General features: G+C 66.8%; 23 protein-coding genes. 13 read left to right on the top strand and 10 right to left on the bottom strand.

The window, feature by feature from the left end; all coding sequences use genetic code 11:
* The first annotated feature begins 193 nt into the window (after positions 1 to 193).
* From AB3G45_RS06450 to AB3G45_RS06425, 6 genes are all read left to right on the top strand, one after another.
* Entirely contained in the window at positions 194 to 1,057 is an 864-nt protein-coding gene (locus AB3G45_RS06450; protein ID WP_367829774.1) for an ABC transporter permease, read from the top strand.
* A 2-nt stretch (positions 1,058 to 1,059) separates the two neighbouring features.
* Positions 1,060 to 1,848 carry an ABC transporter permease gene (locus tag AB3G45_RS06445; RefSeq protein ID WP_367829773.1) on the top strand — a complete coding sequence of 263 codons (789 nt, stop codon included), beginning with the start codon at positions 1,060 to 1,062 and terminating at the stop codon, positions 1,846 to 1,848.
* Positions 1,845 to 2,930, top strand: a complete 1,086-nt coding sequence (locus AB3G45_RS06440; RefSeq protein ID WP_367829772.1) for an ABC transporter ATP-binding protein — start codon at positions 1,845 to 1,847, stop codon at positions 2,928 to 2,930. The genes AB3G45_RS06445 and AB3G45_RS06440 overlap by 4 nt, the downstream gene beginning before the upstream one ends.
* 7 nt (positions 2,931 to 2,937) lie before the next feature.
* Complete coding sequence (locus AB3G45_RS06435; RefSeq protein ID WP_367829771.1) at positions 2,938 to 3,666, top strand: MBL fold metallo-hydrolase; 729 nt, start codon at positions 2,938 to 2,940, stop codon at positions 3,664 to 3,666.
* Positions 3,667 to 3,678: 12 nt separating this feature from the next.
* Positions 3,679 to 5,112 (top strand): aldehyde dehydrogenase family protein, encoded by a 1,434-nt coding sequence (locus tag AB3G45_RS06430; RefSeq protein ID WP_367829770.1) that lies wholly within the window; start codon positions 3,679 to 3,681, stop codon positions 5,110 to 5,112.
* A 149-nt stretch (positions 5,113 to 5,261) separates the two neighbouring features.
* On the top strand, positions 5,262 to 6,140 hold the full coding sequence (locus AB3G45_RS06425) for a DMT family transporter (RefSeq protein ID WP_367829769.1): 879 nt from the start codon (positions 5,262 to 5,264) through the stop codon (positions 6,138 to 6,140).
* Between the two features lie 101 nt (positions 6,141 to 6,241).
* On the opposite strand, the gene AB3G45_RS06420 is transcribed toward AB3G45_RS06425, so the two are convergent.
* The gene (locus AB3G45_RS06420) at positions 6,242 to 8,026 is read right to left on the bottom strand and encodes an IlvD/Edd family dehydratase (protein ID WP_367829768.1); all 1,785 of its coding nucleotides are present in this window, start codon (positions 8,024 to 8,026) and stop codon (positions 6,242 to 6,244) included.
* 170 nt (positions 8,027 to 8,196) lie between these two features.
* Here AB3G45_RS06420 and AB3G45_RS06415 point away from each other — a divergent pair, with 170 nt between their 5' ends.
* Positions 8,197 to 9,096, top strand: a complete 900-nt coding sequence (locus tag AB3G45_RS06415) for a DMT family transporter (protein WP_367829767.1) — start codon at positions 8,197 to 8,199, stop codon at positions 9,094 to 9,096.
* Positions 9,097 to 9,260: 164 nt separating this feature from the next.
* On the top strand, positions 9,261 to 10,337 hold the full coding sequence (locus AB3G45_RS06410; protein ID WP_367829766.1) for a hypothetical protein: 1,077 nt from the start codon (positions 9,261 to 9,263) through the stop codon (positions 10,335 to 10,337).
* Positions 10,338 to 10,360: 23 nt separating this feature from the next.
* On the opposite strand, the gene AB3G45_RS06405 is transcribed toward AB3G45_RS06410, so the two are convergent.
* The 5 genes from AB3G45_RS06405 to AB3G45_RS06385 all read right to left on the bottom strand — a co-directional run bounded on the left by AB3G45_RS06405 (position 10,361) and on the right by AB3G45_RS06385 (position 14,746).
* A complete protein-coding gene (locus AB3G45_RS06405) occupies positions 10,361 to 10,825 on the bottom strand; it encodes an Rrf2 family transcriptional regulator (RefSeq protein WP_367829765.1) in 465 nt (154 codons plus the stop codon).
* Positions 10,826 to 11,124: 299 nt separating this feature from the next.
* The gene (locus tag AB3G45_RS06400) at positions 11,125 to 11,781 is read right to left on the bottom strand and encodes a methionine ABC transporter permease (RefSeq protein WP_367829764.1); all 657 of its coding nucleotides are present in this window, start codon (positions 11,779 to 11,781) and stop codon (positions 11,125 to 11,127) included.
* Complete coding sequence (locus AB3G45_RS06395) at positions 11,762 to 12,823, bottom strand: methionine ABC transporter ATP-binding protein (protein WP_367829763.1); 1,062 nt, start codon at positions 12,821 to 12,823, stop codon at positions 11,762 to 11,764. Before AB3G45_RS06395 ends, AB3G45_RS06400 begins: the two co-directional genes overlap by 20 nt.
* Positions 12,824 to 12,908: 85 nt before the next feature.
* Positions 12,909 to 13,742 (bottom strand): MetQ/NlpA family ABC transporter substrate-binding protein, encoded by an 834-nt coding sequence (locus AB3G45_RS06390; protein ID WP_367829762.1) that lies wholly within the window; start codon positions 13,740 to 13,742, stop codon positions 12,909 to 12,911.
* A 188-nt stretch (positions 13,743 to 13,930) separates the two neighbouring features.
* Positions 13,931 to 14,746: a MerR family transcriptional regulator gene (locus tag AB3G45_RS06385; protein ID WP_367829761.1), complete on the bottom strand. Its 816-nt coding sequence runs from the start codon at positions 14,744 to 14,746 to the stop codon at positions 13,931 to 13,933.
* A gap of 223 nt (positions 14,747 to 14,969) precedes the next feature.
* Between AB3G45_RS06385 and AB3G45_RS06380 the strand changes: the two genes are divergently transcribed.
* Both AB3G45_RS06380 and AB3G45_RS06375 read left to right on the top strand, forming a co-directional pair.
* Positions 14,970 to 16,247, top strand: a complete 1,278-nt coding sequence (locus tag AB3G45_RS06380; RefSeq protein WP_367829760.1) for a 4-aminobutyrate--2-oxoglutarate transaminase — start codon at positions 14,970 to 14,972, stop codon at positions 16,245 to 16,247.
* A gap of 82 nt (positions 16,248 to 16,329) precedes the next feature.
* A complete protein-coding gene (locus AB3G45_RS06375; RefSeq protein WP_367829759.1) occupies positions 16,330 to 17,811 on the top strand; it encodes an NAD-dependent succinate-semialdehyde dehydrogenase in 1,482 nt (493 codons plus the stop codon).
* Between the two features lie 33 nt (positions 17,812 to 17,844).
* On the opposite strand, the gene AB3G45_RS06370 is transcribed toward AB3G45_RS06375, so the two are convergent.
* The 4 genes from AB3G45_RS06370 to AB3G45_RS06355 are packed head-to-tail and all read right to left on the bottom strand — an operon-like array spanning position 17,845 to position 20,205.
* Positions 17,845 to 18,240 carry a type II toxin-antitoxin system VapC family toxin gene (locus AB3G45_RS06370; RefSeq protein WP_367829758.1) on the bottom strand — a complete coding sequence of 132 codons (396 nt, stop codon included), beginning with the start codon at positions 18,238 to 18,240 and terminating at the stop codon, positions 17,845 to 17,847.
* Complete coding sequence (locus tag AB3G45_RS06365; protein WP_367829757.1) at positions 18,240 to 18,479, bottom strand: type II toxin-antitoxin system VapB family antitoxin; 240 nt, start codon at positions 18,477 to 18,479, stop codon at positions 18,240 to 18,242. Before AB3G45_RS06365 ends, AB3G45_RS06370 begins: the two co-directional genes overlap by 1 nt.
* 57 nt (positions 18,480 to 18,536) lie before the next feature.
* Positions 18,537 to 19,181, bottom strand: a complete 645-nt coding sequence (maiA, locus tag AB3G45_RS06360) for a maleylacetoacetate isomerase (protein ID WP_367829872.1) — start codon at positions 19,179 to 19,181, stop codon at positions 18,537 to 18,539.
* 7 nt (positions 19,182 to 19,188) lie between these two features.
* Positions 19,189 to 20,205 (bottom strand): fumarylacetoacetate hydrolase family protein, encoded by a 1,017-nt coding sequence (locus AB3G45_RS06355; protein ID WP_367829756.1) that lies wholly within the window; start codon positions 20,203 to 20,205, stop codon positions 19,189 to 19,191.
* Between the two features lie 115 nt (positions 20,206 to 20,320).
* Here AB3G45_RS06355 and AB3G45_RS06350 point away from each other — a divergent pair, with 115 nt between their 5' ends.
* The 3 genes from AB3G45_RS06350 to repB all read left to right on the top strand — a co-directional run bounded on the left by AB3G45_RS06350 (position 20,321) and on the right by repB (position 23,380).
* Entirely contained in the window at positions 20,321 to 20,881 is a 561-nt protein-coding gene (locus AB3G45_RS06350) for a DUF2585 domain-containing protein (protein ID WP_367829755.1), read from the top strand.
* Between the two features lie 253 nt (positions 20,882 to 21,134).
* Complete coding sequence (gene repA / locus AB3G45_RS06345) at positions 21,135 to 22,346, top strand: plasmid partitioning protein RepA (protein WP_367829754.1); 1,212 nt, start codon at positions 21,135 to 21,137, stop codon at positions 22,344 to 22,346.
* Between the two features lie 2 nt (positions 22,347 to 22,348).
* Positions 22,349 to 23,380 (top strand): plasmid partitioning protein RepB, encoded by a 1,032-nt coding sequence (gene repB / locus AB3G45_RS06340; protein WP_367829753.1) that lies wholly within the window; start codon positions 22,349 to 22,351, stop codon positions 23,378 to 23,380.
* The last annotated feature ends 71 nt before the right edge of the window (positions 23,381 to 23,451 follow it).

Genomic DNA, 23,451 nt, shown 5'->3' with positions numbered 1-23,451 from the left:
GGGCTGGCGGGGAGGCGTGGATCCTCGGGTCAAGCCCGAGGATGACGAAAGAAGGGAAGGATGGCGGGTTCGGGCGACGGCCCCGCCTGCCGCACCACGCTCCGGCCTCGTCATGCCTCCTCCCCTCCGTCATCCTCGGGCTTGACCCGAGGATCCACGCTCCGAGCACTCACGAGCAAGGGAAGCCACGACGATGACCGCCCCCGCCCTCGAACGTGCGGAACGCCGCAAGGCCCTTGCCTTTGTCCTGCCGGCGCTCGCCTGGACGGGCTTCTTCTTCCTCGTGCCCTTCGCCTACATGGCGGCGATCAGCCTGTGGACGCGGCAGGGGCGCGAGATCGTCGCGACCTGGACGCTCGACAACTACATCGCCTTCTTCGAGAAGGCGCATCTCTTCAAGGGACTGGTCGTCTCGCTGGAGGTGACGGCGGCCGTCACGGTCATCTCCGTGCTGCTCGCCTATCCGCTCGCCTGGATCATCGCCGAGCGGGTGCCGAAGAAATGGCAGCGCTTCGCTCTCGTCATGGCGATCCTGCCCTTCTGGACCTCCTATGTCGTGCGCTCCTATTCCTGGCTGCTGGTGCTCTCCAAGGGCGGCGTCGTCAACCAGGCGCTTCTCGCCCTCGGCATCATCGCCGAGCCGCTGGAACTGTCGGCCAACCGCACCGGCACGATCATCGGCTTCGTGCACTTCTTCGTCATGCTGCTGACGCTGACGATCTATGCCAACCTCATCCAGCTTTCGCCGAACTATCGCCGCGCGGCGGCGGACCTCGGCGCGAACGCCTTCCAGACCTTCCGGCACGTCGTTCTGCCGCTGACGCTGCCCGGCATCATGGTCGGCGCCTTCCTCACCTTCGTCCTGTGCATCGGCGACTACATCACGCCGCAGATCCTCGGTGGCAACAACGAACTGGTGCTGCCGCAGGTCATCATGCTGCAGCTCGGCCGGCGGGCGGATTTCCCGATGGCGGCCGCCCTCTCGCTGGTGCTGATGGCCGTCGTCACGCTCGCCTATATCGCCTGCGCCCGCTGGCTGAAGATGGAGAGGACGTGAGCATGCGCCACCTTACGACCTTGCTTGCCGCGCTCTATGCCGGCCTGCTCTATCTCTTCATCTTCCTGCCCGTCGTCGTGCTCGTGCTGTTCTCCTTCCAGGACGGCACGCTGCCCGTGCCGCCGCTGAACGGGCTTACGCTGCGCTGGTACGAGGCGATCTTCTCCGACGGCAAGCTGATGGCGGCACTCGGCAATTCGCTCGTCGTCGCGGTCGTCTCCTCGGCGGTCGCCTGCCTCATCGGCTTCCTCGCCGCCTACGCCTTCGCGCGCTACACGCTGCCGGCCTCCGGCCTCCTGCGCGCCCTCATCGTCGCGCCGATGACGGTGAGCACGCTGATCATCGGCCTCGGCCTGCTCTCGGTGCTGAACGTCACGGGCCTGCGGCTCTCGCTCGTCACCGTCGGCATCGGCCATGTGGTGATCAACCTGCCGCTCTGCTTTGCCATCATCTATGCCTCGATGGGCGGGCACCAGGTGAACATCGAGCGGGCGGCGCGCGATCTCGGGGCCAAGGACTGGCAGGTCATGCTGCTCGTCACGGCGCCCATGCTGCTGCCGTCGATCCTCGCGGCCTTCTTCCTCTCCGTCACCTTCAGCTGGGACGAGTTCATCGTCGCCTTCCTCCTGTCGCGCTTCGACGTGACGCTGCCGGTCGAGATATGGAGCATGCTGCGCTCCGGCCTCGACCCCAGGACCAACGCCATCGGCTCCGTCGTCTTCCTCGTCTCCGTCGCGTTCCTCATCGTCCTGGAACTCACCGTCTTCCGCAAAACCGGGAAATCCTCATGACCGCCGACGTCTCCATCCGCAATGCCACGAAGGTCTTCGGCGCTTTCCGGGCGCTCGACGACGTCTCGCTCGATATCGCGGCCGGCGAGTTCATCGTGCTGCTCGGCCCCTCCGGCTGCGGCAAGACCACGCTGCTCTCCATCCTCGGCGGCTTCATCGAGCCGACGTCGGGAACGATCGCGATAAGCGGGCGCGACATGACCCATGTCTCCCCCGCCAAGCGCCCGACGACCACCATGTTCCAGGATTATGCGCTCTTCCCGCATATGTGCCTGCGCGACAATGTCGGCTTCGGCCTTCGCATGCGCGGCATGGGCCGGGCGGAACGGTACGAGAAGGCGTTCTCCTATCTCGATCTCGTCGGCCTCAGGGCATCGTCCGCCAAGAAGCCGCACGAGCTTTCGGGCGGCCAGCGGCAGCGCGTGGCGCTCGCCCGGGCGCTGGCGGTCGATCCCGACGTGCTGCTGCTCGACGAACCGCTCGGCGCGCTCGACCTGAAGCTGCGCCGGCAGATGCAGGACGAACTGAAGGCCATCCAGAAGCGCGTCGGCACCACCTTCGTGCATGTCACGCACGACCAGGAGGAGGCGATGGCCATCGCCGACCGCATCGTCGTGATGAACAAGGGCCGCATCGAGGATGTCGGCACGCCGGCCTCGATCTACATGCGGCCGCGCTCGCTGTTTTCCGCCGGCTTCATGGGCGAGGTGAATTTCCTGCCCGCCAGGATGCGCGGCGCGGCGGCGAACGAGGCGGAGGTGGAGACCGCGCTCGGCCGCGTCGCCCTGCCCGCCTCCGCCTTCGTCTCCGGCATGCCGGCGGCGGGCCGCGACGTCACGCTCTGCATCCGCCCGGAGCACTTCCGCTCCGCGACGTCGGAGACGCCGACCGTCTCGCTCGGCCGCGGCCGCATCACCGGCAGCGCCTTCTTCGGCACGCATCATCGCTGCCATGTCGCGGCGGACGGCACGGTGCTGACCGCCCACCTGCCGCAGACCGACAATCCGCAGGTCGGCACGGAGCTTGACCTTCGGCTGAAGGCGGATAGCATCGTCGTGCTTCAGGACGGAGCGGGAGTTTGAGGATCACATGCAGCGCATCCGCCCGGAGGACTGGTACAGCCTGCGTCGCCTCGACGACGGCGTGACCGCGATAAGCGAGCCCTACATCCAGGAATTCTACCGCTGCAACATCTGGCATGTGCGCGGGCGCGACCGGGACATGCTGGTCGACAGCGGCATGGGCGTCGTCTCGCTCACCGAATGGGTGCCGCTCGTCACCGAGCGCGACCTGATCGCCGTGGCGAGCCACACCCATTTCGACCATATCGGCTGCCATCACGAATTCGAGTGCCGCGCCGTGCACGCCGCCGAGGCCGATCTCCTCGCCAACCCGACGCGGGAGAACACGCTCGCGGACCCCTACGTCACCGACGATATCTTCGACGCGCTGCCGCCCGAGCCTTACTGTTCGAAGTGCTATGCGGTGAAGAAGGCGCCGGCGACGCGCATCCTTGCGGACGGCGACGTCATCGATCTCGGCGACCGGCAGTTCGAGGTCATCCACACGCCCGGCCATTCCCCGGGTGGTATTGCGCTCTACGAGAAGGCGACCGAAATTCTCTTCTCGGGCGATATCGTCTACGATGGCCCGCTGATCGAGGACACCTACCATTCCGACGCGGCGGACTATCTCGCCTCGATGGAGCGGCTGCTCAGCCTGCCGGTGCGGCTGGTGCATGGCGGCCATTTTCCAAGTTTCGGTGGCGATCGCTACCGCCGGCTCATCCGCGGCTGGCTCGACGAAAAACAGAAGTGACGGGAGAAAAGCATGCTCGACAAGCGCAAATTCTACATCGACGGCCAGTGGGTGGACCCGCTGAAGCCCAACGACCTTCCGGTGATCAACCCGGCGACGGAAAAGCCGATCGCGGTCATCTCCATGGGCACCGCCGCCGATATCGACCGCGCCGTCGCCGCCGCCAAGAAGGCTTTCGCGACCTACAGCCGGACGAGCGTGGAAGAACGCCTGGCGCTGCTCGAAAAGCTGCTGGACATCTACAAGCGCCGCTACGAGGAGATGGCGCGCACGATCACGCTGGAACTCGGCGCGCCGATCACCATGAGCATCGAGCAGCAGGCGGATGTCGGCGTCGGCCACCTGCAGGGCTTCATCGACGGGCTGAAGCGGCTGAAGAGCCGCGAGGTGCTGGCCAACGGCGACGTGCTGCGCCGCGAGCCGATCGGCGTCTGCGGCCTCATCACGCCCTGGAACTGGCCGATCAACCAGATCGCGCTGAAGGTGGTGCCGGCGCTGGCGACGGGCTCGACCTGCGTGCTGAAGCCGTCCGAATTCACCCCGCTCAACGCGCTTCTCTATGCGGAGATGGTGCATGAGGCGGGCTTCCCGGCTGGCACGTTCAACCTCGTCAACGGCGACGGCCTCGAATGCGGCGCGGCGCTTTCCAGGCACAAGGACGTCGACATGATGTCGTTTACCGGCTCCACCCGCGCCGGCATCGCCGTCAGCAAGGATGCGGCCGACACGGTCAAGCGCGTGACGCTGGAGCTCGGCGGCAAGTCGCCGAACCTCGTCTTCGCCGATGCGGACCTCGAAGACCGCGTCGCCGGCAGCGTGCGCGAGTGCTTCAACAATTCCGGCCAGTCCTGCGACGCCCCGACCCGCATGCTGGTCGAGCGCTCGGTCTATGACAAGGTGGTCGAGATCGCCGAGCGCACGGGCAGGCAAGCGACCGTCGGCAATCCGGAGGAAGAAGGCGAGCATATCGGCCCGCTCGTCTCGCACATCCAGTTCGGCCGCGTGCAGGCGCTGATCGAGGCGGGCGTCGCCGAGGGCGCGCGCGTGCTGGTCGGCGGCCCGGGCAAGCCTGATGGCTTCGAGACCGGCTATTTCGTCAAGCCGACGATTTTCGCGGACGTCAACAACGACATGCGCATCGCCCGCGAGGAGGTGTTCGGTCCCGTCCTCTCGATCATCCCCTTCGACACGGAGGAGGAGGCGATCGCCATCGCCAACGACACCGCCTACGGCCTTGCCGCCTATCTGCAGACCGGCGATGCGGAGCGTGCCGAGCGCGTCGCCGCCCGGCTGCGTGCCGGCATGGTGCACATCAATGGCGGGCCGCACCGCTACGGCAGCCCGTTCGGCGGCTACAAGCAGTCCGGCAACGGCCGCGAGGGCGGCCTCTTCGGCCTGGAGGATTTCCTCGAGGTGAAGACGGTGCACCGGCCGGACGCGGCCTGAGCCTGCCGATCCCGGGATGGAGGGCGGCGCTCGACAGGGCGCCGCCTTTTCAGAAGCCCCAAACTTTTCCTCTAAATTAGAGCTGTCCGTCTGGTTGAAGCGGAGGCGGTCTGATAGCTCGCTGCGACACCTGATATCGGACCTCTGCCTTGTCGCCCATTGCCGCCTCCCAGCACAGCCGCCTAGCCCTGATCGCCCTCATCGTCGGCGGCATCGCCATCGGCGGTTCGCCGATCTTCGTGCGCCTCTCGGAAGTCGGGCCGATGGCGACGGCCTTCTGGCGCGTCGCGCTGGCCCTGATGCCCTTCCTGTTGATGGCGCAGGTGACGAAGCAGGGTGACGCGCGGCCGGCAGGCCTTCGCGACCATCTCTTCCTGCTGCTGCCGGGCGTGTTCCTCGCCGCCGACCTTGCCGCCTGGCATCTGTCGCTGCACATGACCTCCGTCGCCAATGCGACGCTCTTGGCCAATCTCGCGCCGGTCTTCGTGACGCTCGGCTCCTGGCTGTTCTTCCGCACGCGCATCACGCCGGTCTTCCTGGCAGGCCTCGGGCTGGCGCTGGTCGGCGTGCTCGTCCTGAAGGGCGGGCCGTCGGCGCTCGGCGGCGGGCAGCTTGCGGGCGATGCGACGGCCATCGTCGCGGCCTTCTTCTACGCCTGCTATATGCTGTCGCTCGGTCATGTCCGTGCGCGCTTCTCGACGCTGCGCATCATGGTCTGGACGACGCTTTCGGCGGCGGTCTGCATCCTGCCGGTCGCCTTCCTCTTCGAAACCGGCATGGTGCCCGCCACGCTCTTCGGCTGGGCGATGCTCGCCGGCCTCGCCTTCATCAGCCATGTCGGCGGGCAGGGCCTCGTCACCTACGCGCTCGCCTACCTGCCGACGGCCTTTTCCTCGCTGACGCTGCTGTTGCAGCCGGTCGTCGCGGCCATCCTCGCCTGGATCCTGCTTTCCGAGCCCGTCGGCGCGATGCAGGCGGTCGGCGGGGCGATCGTGCTCTTCGGCATCCTCGTCGCCCGCCGTGGATAGGGCTCGGCCTGCCTGGATCGTTTCCGCGAATCGTGAAAACGCTCCATCTGTTTGTTTTTACGCAATCCCAGCAAAGCCGCTTCGCACCTTGCTGGGATCGCTCAGTGATTGTGCCGGGGCGGCGTCTCGGCGATGCTGCGGAACTCGGCGGCGCCGTCGATGACCGCGCCGTCGGACAGTTGGGTCACGGTGCTGCGGTAGATCCGCTGCCAGGGCGTCGCGTCGGCCGGGACCGGCGGAATGCCGCCCGCCTTGCGCCGCTCGATCTCCGCCGCCTCCACCAGCATGTCGCAGCGCCCCTGCGTCAGGTCGATGCGGATGACGTCGCCGGTGCGCAGGAAGGCGAGCCCGCCGCCGGCGGCGCTTTCCGGCGAGGCGTTGAGGATCGACGGACTGTCGGCGGTGCCGGACTGGCGTCCGTCGCCGATCGTCGGCAGGCTGGTGATGCCGCGCTTGAGCAGATGGTCCGGCGGCTGCATGTTGACCACCTCGGCCGAGCCCGGCCAGCCGAGCGGCCCCGCGCCACGGATGACGAGGATGGTGCGTTCGTTAATGCCGAGCGCCGGGTCGTTGATGCGCCGGTGATAATCCTCCGAACCGTCGAAGACGACCGCCCTCCCCTCGAAGACGCCCTCGCGGCCCGGCTCGCTGAGGTAGCGCGCGTGGAACTCCGGCGAGACGACGGAGGTCTTCATGATGGCGAAATCGAAGAGGTTGCCCTTGAGGACGAGGAAGCCGGCCCGTTCCTTCAGCGGTTCGCCATAGGGGCGGATGACCTCGCGGTCGCTGGCCGCGCGTCCTTCGAGGTTTTCCGCCATGCTGCGGCCCGTCACGGTCGGACAGTCGCCGTCGAGCTTACCGGCGTCGAGCAGTTCGCGCATGATCGCCGGCACGCCGCCGGCCCGGTGGAAGCGTTCGCCGAGGAAGCGGCCGGCCGGCTGCACGTCGGCGAGCAGCGGGATGTCGTAGCCGTGCACCTGCCAGTCCTCCGGCGCCATCTCCACGCCGGCATGCTTGGCCATGGCCACCAGGTGCGGCTGGGCGTTGGTCGACCCGCCGATGGCCGAATTGACGCGGATGGCGTTGAGGAAGGCCTTTCGCGTCAGGATCGACGAGGGGCGGATATCCTCCAGCACCAGTTCCACCGCGCGCCGGCCGGTGCGGTAGGCCATCTGGCCGCGCTCGCGATAGGCGGCCGGAATGGCCGCGCAGCCGGTCAGCGACATGCCGAGCGCTTCGGCGAGCGCGTTCATGGTGGAGGCGGTGCCCATCGTGTTGCAATGGCCGATGGAGGGCGCCGAGCCCATCGCGGCCTGGAGGAATTCCTCTTCGTCGATTTCCCCGGCGGCGAGCTTGCGGCGCGACCGCCAGATCACCGTGCCGGAGCCGGCGAGCTCGCCGTCGTGCCAGCCGTCGAGCATCGGCCCGCCGGAAAGCACGATCGCGGGAATGTCGACCGTGGAGGCGGCCATCAGCGCCGAGGGTGTGGTCTTGTCGCAGCCCGTCGTCAGCACGACGCCGTCGAGCGGGTAGCCGTAGAGGATCTCGACGAGGCCGAGATAGGCGAGGTTGCGGTCGAGCGCCGCCGTCGGCCGCTTGCAGTTCTCGAAGATCGGATGGGTCGGGAACTCGATCGGGATGCCGCCGGCATCGCGGATGCCGTCGCGCACGCGCTCGGCGAGATCGACATGGTGGCGGTTGCACGGGGTCAGGTCGCTGCCGCTCTGGGCGATGCCGATCACCGGCTTGCCGGCGCGCAGCTCCTCCGGCGTGATGCCGTAGTTCATGAAACGCTCGAGATAGAGCGCCGCCATGTCGACATGCTCGCGGTTGTCGAACCAGTCCTGGGAGCGCAGCCGCCGCCCGCCCGTCTTTTCGTCCGTCATGAGATGAACCTCGTCACAAAAATGCCCGGCCGCACTCTTCCATTGTCGCCCCGCGCAATCAACCGGCCGGCGAGGTTGCGCGCCGCTTATGCAGCTATCAAAATTGCTGACTGGATCGGCCGGGCGGAATGTGTCACAGCGCATCCATCCCTGCTCTTCGAGTTCGCGCCATGACAGACATCACCGCCTCCTCCCCCGCCACGGGCGCCGCCCGCCTCGGGGTGCTCCTGATGCTGCTCGGCATGGTGATGTTCTCGCTGAACGACGTGCTCGGCAAATGGCTCGTCTCGACCTATTCCGTCGGCCAGCTCATGCTGATCCGCAGCCTTGCCGCGGCGGTGGTGCTCGCCCCCTTCTTCTGGAAGGTCGGCTGGCACCGGCTCGTCGATGTCGAGCGGCCGAAGCTGCACCTGCTGCGCTCCGCCCTCTTCGCCCTCGAGGCCTCCGGCTTCTACTTCGCCGTCGCCTACATGCCGCTCGCCGACGCCATGACCTACTGGCTCGCCGCGCCGATCTACGTTGCGGCCATGTCGCCGCTGCTGCTCGGCGAGAAGGTCGGCTGGCGGCGCTGGACGGCGATCATCGTCGGCTTCGTCGGCGTGGTGATCGCGCTGGAGCCCTCGAAGGACACGTTCACCCTGCCGGCCCTCGTCGCGCTTGCCGGCAGCCTCGCCTTCAGCCTCGCCATGGTGCTCGGCCGGACGCTGCGCGCGGCGCCGGACACGACGCTGGTGTTCTGGCAGGTGGCGGGCGCGGCGATCTTCGCCGGCATCTGGTGCCTTGTCGACCCCGCCGGCTGGGCACCGGTCAGCGGCGTCGACTTCGGCCTGCTCAGCCTGCTCGGCATCGTGGCGATGAGCGCGCACATGCTGGTCAACCGCTCGCTGAAGCTGGCGGACGCGGCGACCGTCGTGCCGCTGCAATATTCGCTGCTGCTCTGGGCCGTCGTCTTCGGCTGGGTGTTCTTCGGCGATGCGCCGCGCCCGGCCATGCTGGTCGGCGCGGGGTTCATCGTCGCCTCCGGCCTCTTCATCTTCTTCCGCGAGCAGAAGCTGAAGCGCCGCGCCTGAGCGGCCACCCGGGCCACTGTTTTCGCGAGGCGACCGCCGCCGCGGCGCGGCCGGACGGCGGGTCGGCACGCGAAAAACAATCTATACAATCTTTATAGAATGTGATCTTTTTAGCCGGTTAAGCCTGCACACCCTGAAACGCCAATCCGCGAGGAGCAGACGACATGGGTATGATTTCATCAGCGCTCGACCGTCCGCCGCGAACCGCCGCCGTCATCGGCAGCGAGGACGAGGCGTTGACCGTCGCCGGCACGCTTGCCGGCTTTTTTTCGAACGGCGATGCCGCGCAAACGGCGCAGGCCCGTCTCGATCTCCTGTCCCGTTCCGGCCTGTTCGGCATTTCCGTGCCGACCGAGCACGGCGGCATCGACGTGTCCAACACCGTGCTGGCGGATGTCTGTGCGGCCGCCGCCGCGCAGTCGGCGACGCTTGCCGATATCCTGGCCGCCCATTTCGTGGCGCTGGAGCACCTGCGCAGCGACGGCACGGACGGCCATCGCACGGTGGTGTTCTCCGCCGCGCTGGCCGGCGCCCGGCTCTGCCGCGCGACCGCCCGGCGCAACGGGCAGGATGCCGATGCGCTGCCGCTGGCGTCGAGCGGCCTTGGCTGGCGCCTAAGCGGCGAAGCGCTCTGTACGCCCTGCACGCGCCATGCGGACTGGCTGCTGGTGCCGGCGCGCGGCGATGGCGGCCGGGCGGCGGGCGTGCTTCTGGCGACGCGCGTCGAGGGCCTGCACTATGTCGCCAACAGTTGCGAGCCGGCGGACAGGGCGGCCCCGTCGGTCGAGCATGTTCTATTCAAGGATGTGGCCGTCGATGCCGACGCCGTGCTGCCGCTTTCCGCCGAGGCGGCGGTGCCGCAATCGCTCGACCTGCTTCTGGAGGCCGCCCGGCAGATCGGCGCCGGTCGGCGCCTCCTGTCGCGCCTGCTGGCGGCGGAGGCGGACGATCTCCTCGATGCCGGTCTGCTGGCCGCCCGGCTCGCGGCCGCCCAGGCCATGACGGCCGAGGCGGGCCGCGCCATCGACGCCGCCCAGATCGGCCTTGCCGAGCAGCACCGCACGAATGCCTTCCTTGCCGCCGCGGCCGCGCTCGCCGTGGCGCACGAGGCCGCAAGCCACCTGCGCCTTGCGACCGACCGCACAACGCAGCCGCTGCCGCCTGCACTGGCGGCAGCCCTAAGGGAAAGCGGCCGGCTGCGGCGCGAGGGGCACCCGCATCCGCCGGAGGAGGACGGTTAGGCGCATCTGCGAAGGCGGCCGGACTATCCGACGCGCTTTTTCAGTTCGTCCTCTTCGATCATCGCGCTGGCACCGGGCACGGCGACGAACTGTTCGAGCGTCATCGTGTCGAGGATGGCGGCGATGGCGTCGCGCACGTCGGTCATGGCGCGGCGGACCTGACAGGCTTCCGGATCGGCGCAGTCCTCGCAGGCCTCGTAGGCGGTGCGGCTGGCGCAGCGGATCGGCGCCAGCGGGCCGTCGAGCACGCGGATGGCGTGGCCGATGCGGATCTCGGACGCGGCATGCGACAGCGAATAGCCGCCGCCCGGCCCCTTCTTGGAGCGCAGCATGCCGGCATTGCGCAGTTCCAGGAGGATCGTGTCGAGAAACTTCTTCGGTATGTTGTTGCGAAGCGCGATCTCGCTGACGAAGGCGGTTTCGCCAGGCGCCAGCCGGGCCAGGTCCACCAGGGCCTTCAGTCCGTATTTTCCCTTTTTCGTCAGCATGTCGGCCTGCTTTCCATCAGCATATGTGCATCGCCGGATATGCCCGGCGGCGCGGACGCGCAGATCGCGTCCCGCTCGGTTTTCGTCCGTCGTCCTCGGGAAGATCGATCGGTGCACCCATGACGGGTGATTCTGGCTCATTCTTGGCACGGAAGTGCGAAAAACATATAAAAACAATATAATTTATTTTTCAGCGATCCGGCAAGGAAATTGGCATTTTTGCCAAATGCTTATGCGGATTTTCCAGCCATGCGTGCCCATTTGGCATCATTTTCCGCCATGGGGGCTTCTCGCCCCCTTCAGCCGCGATGGTCGAGGCGGGCGGTCAGGCGGTCGCCCAGCCACTGGATGCCGCAGACGAGGACGATCAGCACGGCGACCACCGCCACCATGACCGAGGTCTCGAAGCGCTGGTAGCCGTAGCGGATGGCGAGGTCGCCGAGCCCGCCCGCGCCGATCGCGCCGGCCATGGCGGAGGCGCCGATCAGCGTGACGAGCGTGACGGTGAAGCCCGTGACGATGCCGGGCAGCGCCTCGGGGATCAGCACCTCGCGCACGATCGTCCAGCGGTTGCCGCCCATCGCCCGCACCGCCTCGATCAGGCCGCGGTCGACCTCGCGCAGCGACACCTCGGCGATGCGCGCATAGTAGGGCGTCGCGGCGATGGCGAGCGGCACGATGGCCGCCCAGGTGCCGATCGACGTGCCGACGATGAAGCGCGTGACCGGAATGAGCGCGACGAGCAGGATGATGAAGGGCACGGAGCGGAAGCCGTTGATGACGGCGCCGAGCGCCCGGTTGATCCACAGGTTCTCCGCGATGCCGCCGCGCGCGGTCGCGACCAGCGCAAGGCCGAGCGGCAGGCCGAAGACGAGCGAGATGACGCCGGAGGCCGCCGTCATCACGATGGTCTCCCACAGCGAGCGGACGAGAAGTTCAAGCATGACCGGCGACATGGCCGAGGACCTCCACCTGCGCGCCGAAGCGCTCTGCCAGGGTTGTGAAGCGCGCGGCGGCCTCGGCCGGCACGGCGATGAAGAAACGGCCGACCGCCTGTTCCTGGATATGGTCGACGCCGCCGTGGACCAGCCGGTAGCCTTCCGGGAATTCGGCGGAAAGCTGCTGGAAGAGCGGCCCCGTGGCGGCCGGGCCGGCGATGTCGAGGCCGAGGATGGCCTCGCCCGTCACATCGGCCACGAGTTTTCGCGCGATGTGGCCGGGAAGCTGCGGGCGGATGCCGCTGAGCAGGCTTTTGGTCGTCTGCGCACGAGGCGTGGCGAAGACCTGCCAGACCGGCCCCTCCTCCACGATGCGGCCCGCATCGAGCACCGTCACGCGGTCGGCCACCGAGCGCACCACCTCCATCTCGTGGGTGATGAGGAGGATGGTGAGGCCGAGCTTGCGGTTGATGTCCTTCAAAAGGGCGAGGATCGCGCGGGTGGTCTCCGGGTCGAGCGCCGAGGTCGCCTCGTCGGACAGCAGCAGCGCCGGCTTGGCGGCAAGCGCCCGGGCGATGCCGACGCGCTGCTTCTGCCCGCCGGACAGTTCGGACGGATAGGCCTTCGCCCTGCCCGAAAGGCCGACGAGGTCGATGAGTTCGGCCGCGCGCGCCAGCCGTTCGGCCTTCGGCCAGCCCTCGATCTTCAGCGGCAGGGCGACATTCTCCTCGACGGTCTTGGCCGAGAGCAGGTTGAAATGCTGGAAGATCATGCCGATGCGCCGGCGCAGCGGCTGCAGCTCCGCCTCGCTGAGGCCGGTGATCTCGCGGCCTTCGATCGCGATGCTGCCGCTGTCCGGCCGTTCGAGGCCGTTGAGGCAGCGGATGAGCGTCGACTTGCCCGCGCCGCTGCGGCCAATGATGCCGAGGACCTCGCCGCGGCGCACCGTGAGCGAAACGCCGTCGAGCGCCGCGGTCGCGCCGAAGCGGCGGCGAACGTCCGCAAGGCGGATGACGTCGTCCTTAAGGGCGTCGGCCTCTCCTGTCACATGGGTATTCATCTGCGGTTCCCTTCCGGAAACGACGAGACAGCCCGCGACGGCCGAAGGCGCATCGCGAGCTGTCCTGGTGGTTGGATGGCGGCCCTTAGTAGGCGCTGATGCCGGTGCCCTTGTAAACCCGGTCGAACTCCGCCTTCACGGCATCGTTCTGGTAGGCCTCGACCAGCGGCTTGACCCAGGGCTCGTCCTTGGATTCCTCGCGCACGGCGATGAAGTTGCGGTACGGGTTGTCGTCGACCGGCTCCTGCGCGATGCGGTTTTCCGGGGTGAGGCCGCTCTTCAGCGCCCAGTCGGTGTTGACGATCGCCGCGTCGAGGTCGTCGACCGAGCGGCCGACGATGCCGGCGTCGAGTTCCTTGATTTCCAGGTTCTTCGGGTTTTCCGCGATATCGGCGATCGTGGCGAGGATGCCGGTGCCGTCCTTCAGCTTGATCAGGCCTTCGTTCTGGAGCACGCGCAACGCCCGGCCCTCGTTGGACGGGTCGTTCGGCACGCCGACGACGGCGCCGTCCGGAAGGTCGGCGACCTTGGCGTGCTTCCTGGAATAGAGGCCGATCGGCCAGACGGCGGTATAGCCGACCGGGACGATCTTGTAGCCGTGCTGGGCGACCTGGCTTTCCAGATAGGGAAGGTGCTGGAAGGCGTTCGCGTCGATCTCGCCGCGGGCGAGCGCCTCGTTCGGCTGGGTGTAGTCGTTGAAGACGACCGCCTCGATGGTGAGGCCCTTCTTGGCGGCTTCCGCCGTCACGACGCGCCAGACGTCCTCGTCCTCGCCCGAGATGATGCCGACCTTCAGCTCCTTCTTGTCCTCGGCAAGGCCGGGCGCGGGAAGCGAGACGGTGGAGACGGCGGCGGCTGCCACCGCGAGCGCCGCCAGGGCGGCGCGGCGGGTGAGGAGCTTCTTGCTGATCTTGGTCATGCGGGCCTGCTTTCGCGATTGGGAGGATCGACTGCGAAACATCGTTGTTTCTGCCCGTAAAATCGCAAATGCCGCTTGTCTGGACAACGAATGGCGGTTCATCGGCGAGGGGAAACGGGGATTTTCGCTCCCGGATATCCCATTCGGGCGGAAAATATTTTCTACTTAAATTGTGAACTATGCCCGCCCTAGAAGGTCGGCGGCGTGTTGATCCAGATCAGCACGGTCTCGCCGTCGTGGCGGTTGCGCCAGGCGTGGCGCCGGCAGCTTTCGAAATAGAGGCTGTCGCCGGGGCCGAGATCGTGGAATTCGTGGCCGTCGAGCACCATCTCGATGCGGCCGGCAAGGACGTGGACGAATTCCTCGCCCTCGTGCTTGTAGGCGCCGTCGGAGGAGGCGCCCGGCGCGAGCACGAAGCGGTGGCAATCCATCATGTTGCGCCCGTCGGCCAGCACCTGGACGGTGACGCCCGGCGAGGTCTCCGGCCAGAACTTCCACTCCCCCGCCCGCACGAGCGAGCGGTTCTGCTGCTCTTCCTCGCCGGAGAGTTTCGAGACGGTGGTGCCGTAATAGTCGGCAAGGTCGTGCAGCACGCGGAAGGTGACGCCCTGGGAGGTGCGCTCGAAGGTGGAGAGCACGGAGGTGGCGATGCCGATATCGCCCGCCACCTGGTCGAGCGTCTTGCCGGCGGCATGGCGCAGGCTCCGCAGCTTGCGCCCGACGCCCTGATGCGCCTCGCCCTCGGCGGGCGCGGTGTCGCCGGTGGGCTCCTCGGCTTCGAGCGCCTCGCGGATGGCGGCCGGGTTCAGGCCGCGCTCGGTCCTGTACCAGGCGATGCGCTTCAGGCGCGCGACGTCCTCAGTGCTGTACTGGCGGTGGCCGGTTTCCGAGCGGCCCGGCACGACGAGCCCCTGCGTTTCCCAAAGCCTGAGCGTGGAGGCCGAAACGCCGGCAAGCCGCGCGGCCTCCGCCACTTTATAGTGCACCGGTTCTTGCGAACCCATCGCGCCGATCCCTGATTCTGTGTAGGGTTCTTCTATAGCATCCCGGCCGCATCGCCGCCGTAAAATGCCCGTTGCATTCTTGCAGAAAAAATGTAGGAATTCCACTTGAGACTTGCAGAAAAAATGCAAGTTAATGCGGTTCCGGCAAAGGCGCGCAGCGGCTCTGCCTTGGCGGCCGCGTGAATGCCCCACCGATCGAAGCCTCCAGATTCAGGATAGCGCCATGACCGCAACGCCCCTCACAGACCGCAAGAACGCCGCCATCTCGCGCGGCGTCGGCATGACCACGCAGATCTACGCCGACCGGGCGGAGAATGCGGAGATCTGGGACAAGGAAGGCAATCGCTATATCGATTTCGCCGCCGGCATCGCCGTCGTCAACACCGGCCACCGCCATCCGCGCGTCATCGAGGCCGTCAAGAACCAGCTCGACCGTTTCACCCACACCTGCCACCAGGTCGTGCCCTACGAGAACTATGTCGAACTCGCCGAGCGCCTGAACGCCATCACCCCCGGCAACTTCGCCAAGAAGACGATCTTCGTGACGACCGGCGCCGAGGCCGTCGAGAACGCCGTGAAGATCGCCCGTGCCGCCACCGGCCGGCAGGCCGTCATCGCGTTTTCCGGCGGTTTCCACGGCCGCACCTTCATGGGCATGGCGCTGACCGGCAAGGTGGTTCCCTACAAGGTCGGCTTCGGCGCCATGCCGGGCGACGTCTTCCATGCGCCCTTCCCGGTCGAGATGCACGGCACGACGGTCGAGCAGTCGCTCTCCGTCCTGAAGAAGCTTTTCGCCGCCGACGTCGATCCGGGCCGCGTCGCCGCGATCATCATCGAGCCGGTGCAGGGCGAAGGCGGCTTCTATCCGGTTCCGGTCAATTTCATGAAGGCGCTGCGCGAGATCTGCGACCAGCACGGCATCCTGCTGATCGCCGACGAGGTGCAGACCGGTTTCGCCCGCACCGGCAAGCTCTTCGCCATGGAGCACTACGGCATCGCCGCCGACCTGACGACCATGGCCAAGGGTCTTGGCGGCGGCTTCCCGATCGCCGCCGTCACCGGCCGCGCCGAGATCATGGACGCGCCCGGCCCGGGCGGCCTCGGCGGCACCTATGCCGGCAGCCCGATCGGCGTTGCGGCGGCCCATGCCGTTCTCGACGTCATCAAGGACGAGGACCTGTGCAACCGTGCGGAAAACCTCGGCGCCCGCCTCAAGCAGCGCCTTGCCGCCCTGCAGGACAAGGTTCCGGAAATCGTCGACATTCGCGGCCCCGGCTTCATGAACGCCGTCGAGTTCAACGACGTTTCGACCAGGCAGCCAAGCGCCGACTTTGCCAACAAGGTGCGCCTGAAAGCCCTCGAAAAGGGCCTGATCCTCTTGACCTGCGGCGTGTACGGCAACGTCATCCGCTTCCTCGCGCCGATCACCATCCAGGACGAGGTGTTCGCAGAGGCGCTCGACATCCTCGAAAGCGCGATGATCGAAGCCCGCGCCGCCTGACACCGAAACACATCCCCTCAAGGCGACACCCGGAGCGAAAGCTCCGGGTGAACGGCCTTCCATGTCCGAAAGGAAGGACAGCATGGCTTTCTACGATGCCCTCACCCGGCACCTGACCTCGACGGCGTTCCTGCGCGATGCGGGCTATGTCAACGGCAACTGGATCGGCGGGAACGGCGCCGAAACCTTCGATGTCTTCAACCCCGCGACCGGCGAGAAGCTGGCGACGCTGCCGGAAATGGGCGCGGCCGAGACCGCCGCCGCCATCGACGCCGCCCATGCGGTCCAGCCGCTCTGGGCCGCCCGCCCCGCCAGGGAGCGCAGCGTGCTGCTGCGCAAATGGTTCGATCTCATGGTGGCGAATGCCGACGAACTGGCCGCGATCCTGACCGCCGAAATGGGCAAGCCGCTGCCGGAAGCCAGGGGCGAGATCCTCTATGCCGCCTCCTATGTCGAATGGTATGCGGAAGAGGCAAAACGCATCAACGGCGAGACGATCCCTGCCCCCTCGGCCGACAAGCGCATGCTCGTCATCAAGCAGCCGGTCGGCGTCGTCGGCACGATCACGCCGTGGAATTTCCCGGCCGCGATGATCGCCCGCAAGGTGGCGCCGGCGCTTGCCGTCGGCTGCACGGTGGTCTCCAAGCCGGCCGAGCAGACGCCGCTTTCGGCCATCGCCCTTGCGGTTCTCGCCGAAAAGGCCGGCCTTCCCGCCGGCGTCTTCAACATCGTCCTCGGCACGGACGGCCCGGCTATCGGCAAGGAGCTCTGCTCCAATCCGAAGGTCCGCAAGATCTCGTTCACGGGCTCGACCGAGGTCGGCCGCATCCTGATGCGCCAGTGCTCCGACCAGATCAAGAAGGTGAGCCTGGAACTCGGCGGCAACGCGCCCTTCATCGTCTTCGACGACGCGAATATCGACGCGGCCGTGGAAGGGGCCATGGCCTCGAAGTATCGCAATGCGGGCCAGACCTGCGTGTGCGCCAACCGCCTCTACGTGCAGTCGAACGTCTATGACGCCTTTGCCGAGAAGCTGGCGAAGAAGGTCGCCGAGCTTTCGGTCGGCGACGGCTTCGCCGAGGGCACGACCATCGGCCCGCTGATCGAGGAGGCCGCGATCGACAAGGTGGAGGCGCATATCGCCGACGCCGTCTCCAAGGGCGCCTCGGTGGTGGCCGGCGGCAAGCGCGTCGAGGGCAAGGGCACGTTCTTCCAGCCGACCGTACTGAAGGACGTCGCGCGCGGCATGACGGTGGCGAGGGAGGAGACGTTCGGCCCGGTCGCCCCCCTCTTCCGCTTCGACACCGTCGAGGACGTGATCGCGCAGGCGAACGACACCGAGTTCGGCCTTGCCGCCTATTTCTTCGCCGGCGATCTCAAGAAGGTCTGGAAGGTGGCGGAGGCGCTGGAATACGGCATGGTCGGCGTCAATACCGGGATCATCTCCTCCGAGGCCGCGCCCTTCGGCGGCATCAAGCAGTCCGGTCTCGGCCGCGAAGGCTCCGCCCACGGTGCCGACGACTATCTGGAACTGAAATATGTCTGCATGGGCGACGTCGCTTGACGATGAAATCGCCCCGCTCGGGCGGGGCGGTCCTCAGGCGGTCTCGATATCCGTCTGCGGAAAGTCGTCGCCCTTGTAGAGCAGGGGCATGGCAAGCTCTCTTGCACAGGCATAGGCAAAGCAGTCGCCGAAATTGAGGCCGGCGGGATGGCGGCCTTTGCCGAAACGCTGGTGGGCATCGACGGCCGCTGCTGCGATTGTCGGCTCGATGGCAATGACCTGGACGTCAAACAGCCGGATATAGGCCTCGACCTCGCGCAGCGCGGCATTGGGTTCAAGCCGGAAAATCCGGCTATACGCAACGGACGCTTCCCAAAGCGCCATGGCCGAGGTTGCCCGCGAACGCGCGGTCGCAAGGCGCGCGGAAAGCGATTTAGCATCGCTCTCGTCTGTCATCATGGCGACGATGGCTGACGCGTCGAGAAACATCAGTCCTCGTAAAGGCTGTCGATGAAGGCCTTGTCAGCCTTGAGGCCGGTGGGGGCGTATTTCCTGTTGAGTTCCCGCGTCATGGCGACGGCCTTCTCGACCAATGTCGGCTCGCTTTCCGCGCGCTGCAATTCATGCGCCAGCGCCTGCCGCACCGCCTCGGTCTTGCTGACCTTGCGCAGCGTGGACAGCCGTTCGGCAAGCCGGTCCACCTCCTGGTCCTTTACATAGAGCGGCATGGTATATCCTTCCTCGTTCGAAGGTATATATACCATGCCTGCGGCCTGCCTGAAAGATCAGGTCGGCTTCACCGCTTCCGGATGCGCCGCCTGGAAGGCGGGACGCGCGCGGCAGGTTTCGGCGATGCGCCGCACCCGTTCGAGGCCCGACAGATCGACCCCCCAGCGTTCCGCATTGTAGACCTGCGGCACGAGGCAGAAATCCGCCATGCCGGGCGCATCGCCATGGCAGAAGGCGCCGGTCGCCGGGTTGTCGAGCAGCTTTTCGACGGCGAGAAGACCCTCGCCGATGTATTTCTTCATCCAGTCGACGCGGACCTCCTCCCCTCCCCCGGTGATGGCCAGGACATGGTTGATGACGCCGGTGTTGCAGACGGGATGGATTTCCATGGCGATGGCGTAGGAAAGCGTGCGCACCCGCTGCCGGCCGAGCGGGTCGGCCGGCAGGAAACGCGCCTGCGGGCGCGTTTCCGCCAGATACTCGATGATGGCGAGCGACTGCGTCAGCATGTGCCCCTCGATCAGCAGGGCCGGGATGAGGCCCTGCGGATTGCGGGCACGGTGTTCCGGCGCGCGCTGTGCGCCGTCCAGAAGGTCGACGGATTCGCGCCGGTAGGCGAGGCCGAGGCTTTCCAGCGCGATGCGCACGCGATAGCTGGCGGACGAGCGCCAATAGTCGAAGAGGATGATCCCGTCGCCCATCATCGGCTCAGTCCTTGTCCTGCCGTTCCACGGTCTGCTCGATCGCCCCGAAGATGGAATGGCCCGTCTTGTCCTTCATCTCGATGCGCACGGTGTCGCCGAATTTCAGGAAGGGCGTTTTCGGCGCGCCGGAGGTGATCGTCTCGATGGTGCGGATCTCGGCGATGCAGGAATAGCCGGCCCCGCCTTCGGCGACCGGCTTGCCGGGGCCGCCGTCGAGCTTGTTGGAGACGGTGCCGGAACCGATGATCGAGCCGGCGACGAGCGGCCGGGTCTTCGCCGCATGGGCGACGAGCTGGGCGAAGTCGAAGGTCATGTCGACGCCGGCATCGGCCCTGCCGAAGGGCTTGCCGTTCAGCGAGACGAGGAGCGGCAGGTGCAGCCTGCCGCCGTCCCAGGCCCCGCCCAGTTCGTCGGGCGTGACCGCGACCGGCGAGAAGGCGGACGACGGCTTCGACTGGAAGAAGCCAAAGCCCTTGGCAAGCTCGCCCGGGATGAGGCCGCGCAGCGACACGTCGTTGACGAGCATGACGAGCCTGATCGCCTGCCGCGCCTCCTCGACGCTCGCGCCCATCGGCACGTCGTCGACGATGACGGCGATCTCGCCCTCCATGTCGATGCCGAAGGCCTCGTCGGCCGCACGGATCGGATCACGCGGGCCGAGGAAGCTGTCGGAGCCGCCCTGGTACATCAGCGGATCGGTCCAGAAGCTCTCGGGCATCTCGGCATTGCGCGCCTTGCGCACCAGTTCGACATGGTTGACATAGGCCGAGCCGTCCGCCCACTGGTAGGCGCGCGGCAGCGGCGAGGCGGCATCGTGCTCGTGGAAGCGGGCGGCGGGCTGCGAACCGGTTTCCAGCCCCTCGGCGACCCGTTCCAGCCGCGGGGCGACATGTTCCCAGTCGTCCAGCGCATCCTGCAGGGTGCGGGCGATATGCCCCACTTCCGAGCAGCGCGTCAGGTCGCGCGAGACGACGACCAGGCGGCCGTCGCGGGTGGAATTCTTCAGTGTCGCAAGCTTCATGCGTCCTACTCCCGATCTTGTTTGCGGCCGTGCGATCGTGTCATCTTCCGGCCACCTGTCTCCACCCTCGTGCGCCGGTCGTGCCGGCGCATCGCATTTTCGAGGAAATCCCGTCTTGAACCGTACGGTGCTGAATTCCCTGCTCCTGGCCGCCGGCTTCGTCGGCGCCACGGCCATCATCCTTTATACGATGGGTCAGCCACTCATCTGCAAGTGCGGATATGTCAAACTCTGGCATGGCGTGGTGATTTCCTCGGAAAACTCGCAGCACCTGTCCGACTGGTACACGCCGAGCCACATCATCCACGGCATCCTGTTCTTCGGTCTCTTCACGCTCCTCCTGAAGAAGGCGAGCCTCAACCTGCGGCTCGCCCTCTCGCTGACGCTGGAATGCGCCTGGGAAATCCTCGAAAACACCGACATGATCATCAACCGCTATCGCGAATCGACGATCTCGCTCGACTATTTCGGCGACAGCGTGATCAATTCGAGCGCGGATATCCTCGCCATGGTGGTCGGCTTCTTCCTTGCGGCGCGCCTGCCCGTCCGGGCCAGCGTCGCGATCATCGTCGTCTTCGAGGCGACGACGACCTGGCTCATCCGCGATGGTCTTGCGCTCAACATCCTGATGCTCGCCTGGCCGCTGGAGGCGGTGAAGGCCTGGCAGGGCGGCTGACATCCCCCGACGCCCGCGGCGGCAGATTCGGTCTCCTTCGGAAAAATGCGAACTTTCCGACTTTTCCCCAGCCGAATCGAGCGAGGCCGATAGGCGGCGAATGGTCAATAGGCTAAAGTCCGGTTTATCTGGTGGTAGCCCCGTCCCGCGGCCGGCGCGTTAACCCTTTTGGCCTTGCCCTCGAATCAGAATCGCGTCTAAATGCGGTTTAAACCTGCAAATGGGTTTGAAATCGCATTTTGAGATTCTCGATATGAATATGGCCGCAACGTTCGGACGGGCAATTTCCGAGGTCGATCAACTGATCATCGGACAGGCGCACGAACTGTCAGACAAGCTGAAGCAGCACCGGCTGGAGATGTTCCCTCCCGTCGCGCAGAAGAGCCTGCGCCAGTTCCAGCTGAGCGAGGCCGCCCGGTTCCTGGGCGTCACCAGCGGCTACCTGCGCAATCTCTCGCTGGAATCCAAGGGGCCGCTGCCGCAGGTCACCCCGTCCGGCCGCCGGTCCTATTCGGCCGAGCAGTTGCAGGAGATGCGCGAATATCTGGAGCAGAACGGCCGCGGCGGCCAGCGCTACGTGCCGCGCCGGCGCGGCAGCGAGCACCTTCAGGTCATCGCGGTCGTCAACTTCAAGGGCGGCTCCGGCAAGACGACGACGACGGCGCACCTTGCCCAGCATCTCGCGCTGACGGGGCACCGGGTGCTTGCCGTCGATCTCGATCCGCAGGCCAGCCTTTCGGCGGTGCACGGCTTCCAGCCGGAATTCGACGTCGATGAGAACGAGACGCTCTACGGCGCCATCCGCTACGACGACCAGCGACGCCCGCTGAAGGAGATCATCCGCAAGACGAATTTCCCGGGCCTCGACATCGTGCCGGGCAATCTCGAACTGATGGAGTTCGAGCACGACACGCCGCGGGTCCTCGCCCAGGGCGACCGGAGCGACTACGGCCGCATCTTCTTTGCACGGCTCGACGAGGCGCTGTCGTCCGTTGCCGACGACTATGACGTGGTGGTGATCGACTGCCCACCGCAGCTCGGCTTCCTGACGATGAGCGCGATCTGCGGCGCGACGGCGGTGCTGATCACCGTGCACCCGCAGATGCTCGACGTCATGTCCATGTGCCAGTTCCTGCAGATGCTGGGCGAGGTGCTGAACACGCTGAAGAGCGCGGGCGGCAACATGAACCTCGACTGGCTGCGCTACCTCGTCACCCGCTATGACCCGGCCGACGGGCCGCAGACCCAGATGGTCGCCTTCATGCGCTCGCTGTTCAAGCAGCATGTCCTGACCAGTCCGATGGTGCGCAGCGTCGCCATCGCCGATGCGGCGCTGACCAACCAGACGCTCTACGAGGTCGACCGGAGCCAGTTCACGCGGGCCACCTATGACCGGGCGCTCGAATCCCTGGAGGCGGTCAACGCGGAAATCGTCGAACTGATCCACAAGGCATGGGGGCGTTGACCATGGCGCGCAAGAACGTTCTTTCCAACCTGATGTTGCCGGCCTCGGAGAGGTCGACGCCGGTAAACCCCGTCAACGACGAGCCGCGCCAGCATGTGACCTACAAGGGTATCGGCGCGCTCGGCGCCGTCACGCGCAGCATCGATGCGCTGGCCGCCAAGGCGGATGCGGCAAAGGAGATCGAGGCGAAGCTGACGGCCGGCGACGTCGTCATCGAGCTCGAGCCGGACCAGATCGAGGAATCCTTCATTTCCGATCGCCTCGCCCATTCCGACGAGCAGTTCCGCGAACTGGTCGAGGCGATGCGCGTGCGCGGGCAGGACTCGCCCATCCTCGTGCGCCCGCATCCGGCGAAGGACGGCGTCTACCAGATCGCCTTCGGTCATCGCCGCGCCAAGGCGGCGCGCCTGCTCGGCCGGCCCGTCCGCGCCGTCGTCAAGGCGCTCACCGACCGCGACCACGTCATCGCGCAGGGCCAGGAGAACAGCGCGCGCGCCGACCTCTCCTTCCTCGAACGGGCGACCTTCGCCGGCGAGCTGGAGGCGCGCGGCTTCGACCGCGAGACGATCATGGCGGCGCTCAGCGCCGACAAGACGACCGTCTCCAAGATGCTCTCGGTGGTGAACCGCATTCCAAAGACGGTGCGGGCCGGCATCGGCCCGGCGCTCGCCATCGGCCGCGACCGCTGGCACGAACTGGCGACCCGCTTCGACGAGCCCGCCAACGAGGACAAGGCGGTGGAATTCCTGGCGCGCGAACGGGTGAAGGCCCGCGCGCCGGAGGATCGCTTCAACCTCGTCAGCAGCCATCTTGCCCGCAAGGAGGCGCCGGATGCCGTGGCCAGCAAGCCGGCGCCGGCCGAATGGGTGGGCAAGGACGGCCCCGCGCGCGCCAGCATCAAGGCCAGCGGCCGCCAGTACACGATCGCGCTGAAATCCGCCGATGCCACGGCCTTCGGCGCCTACATCACAGAGAACCTGGATCGTCTCTACGAGGCGTTCCGGACGGAAAATGCACGAAAATCAGGAGATTGATCCGCAAAAGAAAAAGGCCCCCTCAACGTTACCGTCGCGGAAGCCCTTCTCATCGTTTAGCAGCCTGAGAG

The organism is Shinella sp. S4-D37, from assembly GCF_040812195.1.
Classification (GTDB): domain Bacteria; phylum Pseudomonadota; class Alphaproteobacteria; order Rhizobiales; family Rhizobiaceae; genus Shinella.
This window is presented reverse-complemented; position numbering and strand designations above follow the sequence as displayed.

What these genes read in the sequence shown, in the direction of transcription:
- AB3G45_RS06450 (WP_367829774.1), top strand. Translation starts at nt 194, where the DNA reads ATGACCGCCCCCGCCCTCGAACGTGCGGAACGCCGCAAGGCCCTTGCC.
- AB3G45_RS06445 (WP_367829773.1), top strand. Translation starts at nt 1,060, where the DNA reads ATGCGCCACCTTACGACCTTGCTTGCCGCGCTCTATGCCGGCCTGCTC.
- AB3G45_RS06440 (WP_367829772.1), top strand. Translation starts at nt 1,845, where the DNA reads ATGACCGCCGACGTCTCCATCCGCAATGCCACGAAGGTCTTCGGCGCT.
- AB3G45_RS06435 (WP_367829771.1), top strand. Translation starts at nt 2,938, where the DNA reads ATGCAGCGCATCCGCCCGGAGGACTGGTACAGCCTGCGTCGCCTCGAC.
- AB3G45_RS06430 (WP_367829770.1), top strand. Translation starts at nt 3,679, where the DNA reads ATGCTCGACAAGCGCAAATTCTACATCGACGGCCAGTGGGTGGACCCG.
- AB3G45_RS06420 (WP_367829768.1), bottom strand. Translation starts at nt 8,026, where the DNA reads ATGACGGACGAAAAGACGGGCGGGCGGCGGCTGCGCTCCCAGGACTGG.
- AB3G45_RS06415 (WP_367829767.1), top strand. Translation starts at nt 8,197, where the DNA reads ATGACAGACATCACCGCCTCCTCCCCCGCCACGGGCGCCGCCCGCCTC.
- AB3G45_RS06410 (WP_367829766.1), top strand. Translation starts at nt 9,261, where the DNA reads ATGGGTATGATTTCATCAGCGCTCGACCGTCCGCCGCGAACCGCCGCC.
- AB3G45_RS06405 (WP_367829765.1), bottom strand. Translation starts at nt 10,825, where the DNA reads ATGCTGACGAAAAAGGGAAAATACGGACTGAAGGCCCTGGTGGACCTG.
- AB3G45_RS06400 (WP_367829764.1), bottom strand. Translation starts at nt 11,781, where the DNA reads ATGTCGCCGGTCATGCTTGAACTTCTCGTCCGCTCGCTGTGGGAGACC.
- AB3G45_RS06395 (WP_367829763.1), bottom strand. Translation starts at nt 12,823, where the DNA reads ATGAATACCCATGTGACAGGAGAGGCCGACGCCCTTAAGGACGACGTC.
- AB3G45_RS06390 (WP_367829762.1), bottom strand. Translation starts at nt 13,742, where the DNA reads ATGACCAAGATCAGCAAGAAGCTCCTCACCCGCCGCGCCGCCCTGGCG.
- AB3G45_RS06385 (WP_367829761.1), bottom strand. Translation starts at nt 14,746, where the DNA reads ATGGGTTCGCAAGAACCGGTGCACTATAAAGTGGCGGAGGCCGCGCGG.
- AB3G45_RS06380 (WP_367829760.1), top strand. Translation starts at nt 14,970, where the DNA reads ATGACCGCAACGCCCCTCACAGACCGCAAGAACGCCGCCATCTCGCGC.
- AB3G45_RS06375 (WP_367829759.1), top strand. Translation starts at nt 16,330, where the DNA reads ATGGCTTTCTACGATGCCCTCACCCGGCACCTGACCTCGACGGCGTTC.
- AB3G45_RS06370 (WP_367829758.1), bottom strand. Translation starts at nt 18,240, where the DNA reads ATGTTTCTCGACGCGTCAGCCATCGTCGCCATGATGACAGACGAGAGC.
- AB3G45_RS06365 (WP_367829757.1), bottom strand. Translation starts at nt 18,479, where the DNA reads ATGCCGCTCTATGTAAAGGACCAGGAGGTGGACCGGCTTGCCGAACGG.
- maiA (WP_367829872.1), bottom strand. Translation starts at nt 19,181, where the DNA reads ATGGGCGACGGGATCATCCTCTTCGACTATTGGCGCTCGTCCGCCAGC.
- AB3G45_RS06355 (WP_367829756.1), bottom strand. Translation starts at nt 20,205, where the DNA reads ATGAAGCTTGCGACACTGAAGAATTCCACCCGCGACGGCCGCCTGGTC.
- repA (WP_367829754.1), top strand. Translation starts at nt 21,135, where the DNA reads ATGAATATGGCCGCAACGTTCGGACGGGCAATTTCCGAGGTCGATCAA.
- repB (WP_367829753.1), top strand. Translation starts at nt 22,349, where the DNA reads ATGGCGCGCAAGAACGTTCTTTCCAACCTGATGTTGCCGGCCTCGGAG.